Source organism: Argonema galeatum A003/A1 (assembly GCF_023333595.1).
GTDB lineage: Bacteria > Cyanobacteriota > Cyanobacteriia > Cyanobacteriales > Aerosakkonemataceae > Argonema > Argonema galeatum.
Genome location: NZ_JAIQZM010000010.1, coordinates 64,665 through 72,508 on the forward strand (window position 1 = coordinate 64,665; position 7,844 = coordinate 72,508).

At 46.6% G+C, this 7,844-nt stretch carries 8 protein-coding genes; 5 read left to right on the forward strand and 3 right to left on the reverse strand.

The window, feature by feature from the left end:
• Positions 1–123: 123 nt before the first annotated feature.
• The 5 genes from infB to LAY41_RS12740 all read left to right on the forward strand — a co-directional run bounded on the left by infB (position 124) and on the right by LAY41_RS12740 (position 5,596).
• Positions 124–3,171 (forward strand): translation initiation factor IF-2, encoded by a 3,048-nt coding sequence (gene infB, locus LAY41_RS12720; RefSeq protein ID WP_249098024.1) that lies wholly within the window; start codon positions 124–126, stop codon positions 3,169–3,171.
• A gap of 65 nt (positions 3,172–3,236) precedes the next feature.
• Complete coding sequence (locus tag LAY41_RS12725; protein ID WP_338022983.1) at positions 3,237–3,914, forward strand: low-complexity tail membrane protein; 678 nt, start codon at positions 3,237–3,239, stop codon at positions 3,912–3,914.
• Between the two features lie 17 nt (positions 3,915–3,931).
• The gene (locus LAY41_RS12730; protein WP_249098027.1) at positions 3,932–4,138 is read left to right on the forward strand and encodes a hypothetical protein; all 207 of its coding nucleotides are present in this window, start codon (positions 3,932–3,934) and stop codon (positions 4,136–4,138) included.
• Positions 4,139–5,040: 902 nt separating this feature from the next.
• Positions 5,041–5,379: a DUF6972 family protein gene (locus LAY41_RS12735; RefSeq protein WP_249098029.1), complete on the forward strand. Its 339-nt coding sequence runs from the start codon at positions 5,041–5,043 to the stop codon at positions 5,377–5,379.
• Positions 5,369–5,596, forward strand: a complete 228-nt coding sequence (locus LAY41_RS12740; RefSeq protein WP_476726982.1) for a hypothetical protein — start codon at positions 5,369–5,371, stop codon at positions 5,594–5,596. Before LAY41_RS12735 ends, LAY41_RS12740 begins: the two co-directional genes overlap by 11 nt.
• A gap of 73 nt (positions 5,597–5,669) precedes the next feature.
• Here the strand turns inward: LAY41_RS12740 and LAY41_RS12745 are convergent, their stop codons facing one another.
• From LAY41_RS12745 to LAY41_RS12755, 3 genes are all read right to left on the reverse strand, one after another.
• Positions 5,670–5,924, reverse strand: a complete 255-nt coding sequence (locus tag LAY41_RS12745) for a DUF4926 domain-containing protein (protein WP_249071207.1) — start codon at positions 5,922–5,924, stop codon at positions 5,670–5,672.
• A 13-nt stretch (positions 5,925–5,937) separates the two neighbouring features.
• Complete coding sequence (locus LAY41_RS12750) at positions 5,938–6,288, reverse strand: DUF6883 domain-containing protein (RefSeq protein WP_249071206.1); 351 nt, start codon at positions 6,286–6,288, stop codon at positions 5,938–5,940.
• A 190-nt stretch (positions 6,289–6,478) separates the two neighbouring features.
• Positions 6,479–7,844 (reverse strand): tetratricopeptide repeat protein (locus LAY41_RS12755; RefSeq protein WP_249098032.1); only part of this gene is annotated, 1,366 nt, incomplete at its 5' end.

The window sequence follows — 7,844 nt, forward strand, 5'->3', positions numbered from 1 at the left end:
TTTTTGTGATGTTCCGCTTTGTATCAGTTTTATGTAGCAGGCAGCATTCCAATGATGTAGATATCTTTAGACAATACAGTAGGTCATTAGAGACCGCTGGTAGGATTCAAGGGGAAAGCGTGGATGAACAAAGTCAGAATTTACGATTTATCACGGGAACTAAATTTGGACAATAAGGATATTCTTGCAATTTGCGATCGGCTGCGGATTCCGGTAAAAAGCCACAGCAGCACTATTACAGACGAGTCGGCTGAACGCATTCGCACAGTCGCAGAGAAATATGTAGGGACGCATTCTTCTCCTAGTAAGTCAGCGACCGCTAGCCAGAAGGCTAGCTCCCCATCACCAGCAACGAGTCCTAAACCCGTTGCACCGAAAAAACAACAAATTTTGGGAATTCGCCAAAATCAGGAGCGTCCCGCTGTTAACTCACCGAAACAATCGGGAGCTAACGTTGCTATCCCCCCCCAACCGCCAGTCAGTCAGCCGACGTCTGCACTTATGAAGCCGACTGCGCCCCAACGACCAGTACGCCAGAACCAAAATCAGGAACCAGTATCGACCGATAAAGATACTTCTCCCAGAGATGAGAAGTTGCAGGAAGTTCCCCTTTCTCGCCCTGCGCCAGAACAACCGAAACTTACTGAACCTCCGTCCCGTCCAGTCACCACGCCGACCAATCGTCAGACGAACGAAACTGAGACTAACCAAACTCAGACCTTACCAGCTCAGATTGAGCAACCAGTTAAGAAAAAACCCAAAGCGGTGGTGACTCAGACGCAGCCTGCGGAGAAAAAAGCCCAGAGAAGGGAGGAGAAAAACGAAGTTGCTCTAGGTCAGAAGCCAAGTCGGCCTTCAGCTTCGCCTGCAGTAACCCTGGCCGTACCAGAATTACAGCGGCCTAAACCCCAAGTTAAGTTGAGTCCGCCAAGTCGTACTCCTCGCCCCTCCAGGCCCGGTATCGAAGATCAAGATCAAAGGGAAGAGGGCGAATCTGAGGGCGCAGTAGAGTCGCCAACTTTGGCAGAGCAAGATCTGAAGCGACCTCAACCCCCGCGTCCACCCAAAAAAGCTAAAAACTGGGAAGAATCAGAAGAGGAAGAGCAGCCGCAGAAAGCCAACAAGGTTAAAGGAAGTGGCAAGCGCACCAAGCAAGCTATTTTCGATGAAGACGAAGTAGATCTTGATGAAAGCGAACTAGAGATTCTGCCACCCACGGTTCAGGTCAGCCTTTCAATAGCTCGTCCGCCCAAGCCAAAGGCACCCCGTTCGGCGGGGCCAATAACCACAGCAGCGGCAACACTGGCTTCAAGGGGTAAAAAGAATGCAATTTCCCGCGATCGCAACAGCGCTAAAACTACTCGCCGAAACCGAGAAGAAGCTGTAGCCGAACGTCCCATGAAGCTGATTTTAACCGGCAGCTTGACCGTTCAAGAGTTAGCAGAAAGCTTGGGAGTACCGGACACCGATATCGTCAAACGCCTGTTCTTTAAAGGCATGGCCGTCAATATTACTCAAAGCCTTGATGTGCCGACAATTACTATGTTGGCAACCGATCTGGGCGTAGAAGTGGAAACGGCTCAGAAGGAAGCCGAAGCCAGCAAAGGCAGCGAAATGATCGATGCGGAAGACCTGGAACATCTCCAGCGTCGTCCGCCTGTCGTCACAATTATGGGTCACGTAGACCACGGCAAAACCACCCTGCTAGATTCGATCCGGCAAACCAAAGTGGCTCAAGGCGAAGCAGGTGGTATTACCCAGCACATCGGTGCATACCATGTGGACGTGGTACACAATGGCAAAACTCAGCAGGTTGTATTCCTAGACACTCCCGGTCACCAAGCCTTTACGGCGATGCGGGCGCGTGGAGCTAGAGTCACAGACATCGCAATTTTGGTGGTGGCGGCAGATGATGGCGTCCAACCTCAGACTGTGGAAGCTATCAGCCACGCCAAAGCAGCAGAAGTGCCGATCGTGGTGGCAATTAACAAAATCGACAAACCGGAAGCACAGCCCGATCGCGTCAAGCAAGAATTGACAGAGTACGGTCTGGTGGCTGAAGAATGGGGCGGCGATACGATCATGGTTCCCGTGAGCGCTATCCAGAAAGAAAACCTGGATACGCTGCTGGAAATGATCCTCCTGGTGGCTGAGGTTGACGAAAATCTGTCCGCCAACCCAAATCGCGCCGCTAAAGGAACGGTAATTGAGGCCAATCTCGATAAGTCGAGAGGCCCAGTTGCTACTCTGCTGGTACAAAATGGCACCCTCCGAGTGGGCGATATCCTGGTGGCTGGCTCCGCTTTCGGTAAGGTACGGGCGATGATCGACGATCGCGGGAACCGCGTGGAAGCAGCAACTCCATCGTTTGCGGTGGAAGTGTTGGGTCTAAACGAAGTACCAGCCGCTGGGGATGAGTTCGATGTCTTCCAAGATGACAAGAAAGCGCGGGCGATCGCGCAGGGCCGATCGGAACAGCAACGGCAATCCCGCCTGATGCGAGGTAGAGTCACCCTTACCACACTTTCTGCTCAAGCGCAAGAAGGAGAACTCAAAGAACTCAACTTGATCTTGAAAGGAGATGTCCAAGGTTCTATAGAAGCCATTGTGGGAGCCCTCCAACAACTGCCTCAGAATCAAGTGCAAATCCGTATGCTCCTATCTGCCCCCGGTGAAGTTACCGAAACAGACGTAGACCTGGCAGCAGCCAGCAACGCCGTCATTGTTGGGTTTAACACCACCCTGGCCAGCGGAGCCCGTCAAGCAGCCGACCAAGCTGGTGTAGATGTGCGGGAATACAACATCATCTACAAACTCCTAGAAGACATTCAAGGAGCAATGGAAGGCTTGTTAGAACCAGAACTGGTTGAAGAAGCTCTGGGTGAAGTCGAAGTGCGTGCCGTCTTCCCAGTCGGTCGGGGAGCTATTGCCGGTAGCTACATCCTATCTGGCAAAGTAATCCGCAACTGCAAAGCGCGAGTCCGCCGAAACGATCGGGTTATCTACGAAGGCACTCTGGATTCCGTCAAACGGATGAAAGAGGATGTCAAAGAAGTCAACGCCGGGTTTGAATGCGGTATTGGCATCGACAAATTCAATGACTGGTCTGTTGGCGACAGGATTGAAGCTTTCAAGATGGTCACCAAGCGACGTACACTCACACCCAATTAGCCATTTTTAGATTTCAGATTGCAGATTGAAAATTCAATTTGCAATCTAAAATCGAAAATCTAAAATTGAAAATTCCTATGCGCTCCTTTTGGTCAGAACCTTTTTTGTGGATTCACTTTGCTGGGTTGGCAGCTGTTCCCATTTTGCTAGGGCTTTGCTGGGTGGGATTGGCTGTGGGAGAGCCTAGAGAGCCAGTGTGGCTGGAGCTATTTTTAATTGCCGTTGTTGGCATTGCTCCCGTTCTGTGGATGCAGTTGTTTCGCCCATTCAACATCTTCAGCATCCTGATAGTCGCTATCAAACCAGAGCAGCTAACTACTGAGCAACGAAAGATCCTCAGTTTGTTTAAAACTCCCCTGGAGCAACTGCTGGCAGTGCTGGCACCATTTTTTTTGGTTACCATTCTCTGGCAAATCTATCTTGTGGCCCCAATTGCCGCACCTGTGGCCCCCTTTCCACCAGAATGGCGATTAGCTGGGTTGCTACTAGCCGCAGCAGGATTTCTTTTTAGCAATTTGTTCTTGCAGGTGCCCGTTAGCGTTTTGAGAGTGTTAATCACCAGCGAATCGGCATTTGCTGCCACAGAACCCTATCCTTTAGAAAAAATTTATCGGGATTTTACAACTCCCGGCTGGCAAGTAAATCAAATTTTGCCGCTGATTTCTGTTCAGCCCAAACAGTCATCTCCTGCTTCAGAGCCCATAATAGAAGATACGGCCTCTAATTCCTCAAATCAAATTTAGATACTTTTGGGGTGCCTATGGCAACTTATTCTGCTTCATCGCCTAGCCAAGTTTTTGAAGATAGCCAAATCTGGGACAGCCTCAAAATGGCGATCGCTTCCAGTTCTGGGTTTCAAAGCTGGCAAATGGAACATCAGCCAATTGACGATCGATACTTAGATACCAGCCTCGATTACCGAGTGCAGTGCTATTTGCGCGAAACTCTAGAAACTTTGGCTTACTGAGCATCTGAGTTTTATCTTTAATGCTCTCCTAAGTATTCCATACGGTCACTCAGCTAGCGGAGTGGACAGTATGTTTATTTGAGCGATCGTAGGCTGACCTGCGATTCAATTCTTAATTTAGGATAATTGTAAAGACTTTTGGAAATGCGAACAAGCTCTGCTGCCGATCGAAACAATGCGATCGCTCACATTAGGAAGCAACCAAACTCGTTGTATTTTCAAAAGTCTTTATAGCTCGATAACCATAATTTAAAGTCTCTGTCAAGTTTTATTTAATTGCAAATATTTGTTAAGTAGGTGGGCATAATTAAACGTAAAACTGCCAGGCCCATTTGTACTAATAGTGGCTCAAACAATTGACAAAAATCATCGACATCACAAAAAATTTCGCCTTTTGTCTAAGTGCGAGGATTTGTATTCCATAAAAGCCCACCTAGCTCTCTAATATCTTTGGGATTAAATTTCTATTCTTGCTGAAACTGATTAAATCATAATTTGAGATTTGATGCTAGCACAAATGAAGCGATCGCCTACCGAGCGAGAACCCATCAATGAAGCGATCGCTCACCGAGCGAGAACCCATCAATGAAGCGATCGCCTACCGAGCGAGAGTCCGTCAATGAAGCGATCGCCTACCGAGCGAGAGCCCGTCAATGAAGCGATCGCCTACCGAGCGAGAGCCCGTCAATGAAGCGATCGGACTCCATCGAACTCACGTTGAAGACGTATTTTATATTGTTTGGTTAGATCCTAATCATAATCTTTATCAGTAACTCATTCTCTAAATAATAGAAGTGAGGCGCGATGCCTGCGGCTGGCTACGCCAACGCGCTTTTGCAGAAAGTAGAAAAAGAGGCGCGATCGCGTGATTTAATGATACTTGTATCCGATTCAATTAATTGATGAGTGGAATTAAGCGCCAAATCACCCTTGACAGCAGGCACATTGCTAAACACTTGCCAGACACGCCACAGATGAGAAGACTGCTTAATAAAGGACGTGCTGCTCATGTTTTTAACAATGAGGCTACTATGAATCAAGTAGCTCAAGCCATAATAGAAGATGGAGAATTTACGGGTACGATTCGGGGCTACGATCGCTATGGTATGTTTTTTATTGAATCAATTGGTTATAGATTTGACCCGGATGGTAGCCGTCTTTTACTTTATTACGGAGAGATAAAAGTTGATGATCAAAACCGATACCACGTTACACCTCGAAGCCGACCTAGTGAAGAATAACTGGGAATTTACAGAGGTATGGATCGATCCAAATCTTTCGCCGCCTTATCTGCTTTTGTTACTAAGTGATGCTGAGGGGAATTGTCGAATCTACGATCCGGCTGAGGGTTATAAAGTTGTGTTTTCTAGTCAGAGTTATGATGAGGCACAGTATTGGCTTTTAGAGGATGAGTATGAGCCAATAGAAGGGCGGCTGAGAATGTCGGAGTTAGTTTGAATAGTTTATGTTGAAAGGGCGATGCCTTCGGCTGGCTACGCCTACGCGCTTTTTCACATTGATTTTCTATAGCTTACTGAGTGCTAACTTTAACAGTTTCCCGTTCACGACTTACTACAATGAATTGCTGAGGAGTTAGGACAACATTTTCGTATTCAAAGCCTCCTACTAGGCGGGAGTTAGGAATGGCGAGATCGACGGCGTAACCTTCTGGGTTTTCATAGCATTCTACTACTGTTCCTACTGTATCTTTGAGAATGATGCGATCGGAAAAATCTCCGGGGATATCCGTTAATATTTGAATTTTATCGTAGAGTTTTGCTTTCATTGTTTTTTTCCTGTTATTGGTCTACTTCTAGCCAGTTTGTGATTAGTTTTGGTATATTACTTCCCCGATCAATTTGCCAGTTTGTGACGAGAGTTCCTTCCTTAGCGTTTAGTCCCTTAATTCTGATTCGTACTTCAAACCTAGCACCCCAGGTAGTTGTTTTACCAGGAGTAGAAGGTGCGGTGGCAAAACCTTGACGCAACTGGGCAATTACGTCTTGTGCGGCAGTGTTACGACCTTGAACACTTTGTACATCATATCCTAATGTTGCGAATGCCATCCACTTGCCCTGGTTATCAGGATGGTTGGGGTTCATGGAGTATTCTACAAATTTACGGATGTCTATTTCTAGTTCTTGCGACATTAATAATGGTTGACATTTATGCTTATCCAGTCTACTTTTGAGTTATAGTTGTCGCCCCTTCAGGCGATCGCCTACCGAGCGAGAGTCCGTCAATGAAGCGATCGCCTACCGAGTGAGATCCCGTCAATGAAGCGATCGCCTACCGAGCGAGAACCCATCAATGAAGCGATCGGACTCCATCGAACTCACGTTACGTTATTTTAACGCTTTTGGCTCGTGGCCCGTTGGATGTTTCCTGAACTTCGACTTCAACCCGCGTTCCGGTCTTGAGTCGAGAAAAACACTCAGGACTAACATATTTTTCATAAAAGCGAATATCTGTACTACCATCATCCGGTGCAATATATCCCCAGTGGCTATCATCCTGATGGTTGTAGCTGATAAATTTAACCGAACCCCGTTTAATCAGATTTTTTTCAATTTGTTTTTTAGGGGCAGATATTTGTTTTTTAGGGGTAGATATTTGTTTTTTAGGGGTAGATAGCTGCTCGTACTCCTTAAGTAATCGTTGACTATTTGGGGCAATTTCTAGGGCTTTCTGTAAATAAGTTATTGCTTCATCTCGCTTGCCAATATTTGTGAGGGCATAAACTAAATTATGGGTGACTAGCTCTAAACCCCGAATATTTTTCAAACCTTCATCAATTTTAAATCCTTCTGCTAGTTGCACGACAGCCGCTTCAAAATTTTTCTGAGCAATTAAGGCTTGACCCATTGCTGTATGAACCTTTGCCAAATGTGGTAAATCGTCAATTTGATTTCCCAATTTTATGCTGTATTTAAAAGCCGCCAAAGCAAGACGAAGTTGTTCTTCACTTCCCTGTCGTTGCAATACCTGTCCTAAGCTATTGAGAACGATCGCCTGTCCTCGTAAATCTTCAAGTTTCACTGCTAAATCGTAACTGCGACGGATAATAGATTCTGCTTCATCCCATTTCCTCCGTTTCCTGAGTAATCCACCTAAGCTGTTCAATACCATTGCCAGCGGTCGGTCGCTATCTAAATTCTCAAAAATTTCTTGACTGCGGCGGAGAATTGCCTCGGCTTCATCCCAGTTTTCTTGGTTTTGGATTAACATACAACCTTGCTGATGTAGCAGTTCAGCTAAATCAGCCATGCCTATTACTTGGTGTTCTTTGTCACCTATTTTTTCGTTGAGTTTAATCGCACGCTCAAAGGCATCAATTGCTTCCTTCAAGTACCCTTGCTGTTGCAGCACTCCCCCCAATAGAGTTAGTGTATGTGCTTGCTGTTGTTCATTGCCTCGTTCATTTTCAATGGTTAGAATTTGGTTGCCAATGGCAATCGCTTCTTCAAAACGCCCCTCATTTCTCAATAGTCCTAAAATAGTGGTAAGTGTCATTGCCTCACCCTGAGAATTACCTAGTTCATTCTCGATCGCAGCAATACGGTTAAGAGTAGAAATTGCTTCTTCAATCCGGTTCTGTTCCCGCAGCAATCGACTGAAACTGGTTAATGCCATTGTCAGACCTCGCCCGTTACCTTTCTGCTCTTCAATCGCGATACTGCGCTCGAAAACACTTACTGCCTCATCA

Coding starts and splice junctions, on each gene's coding strand:
- LAY41_RS12730 (WP_249098027.1), top strand. CDS start 3,932: ATGGCAACTTATTCTGCTTCATCGCCTAGCCAAGTTTTTGAAGATAGC.
- LAY41_RS12745 (WP_249071207.1), bottom strand. CDS start 5,924: ATGAAAGCAAAACTCTACGATAAAATTCAAATATTAACGGATATCCCC.
- LAY41_RS12750 (WP_249071206.1), bottom strand. CDS start 6,288: ATGTCGCAAGAACTAGAAATAGACATCCGTAAATTTGTAGAATACTCC.
- infB (WP_249098024.1), top strand. CDS start 124: ATGAACAAAGTCAGAATTTACGATTTATCACGGGAACTAAATTTGGAC.
- LAY41_RS12735 (WP_249098029.1), top strand. CDS start 5,041: ATGAGTGGAATTAAGCGCCAAATCACCCTTGACAGCAGGCACATTGCT.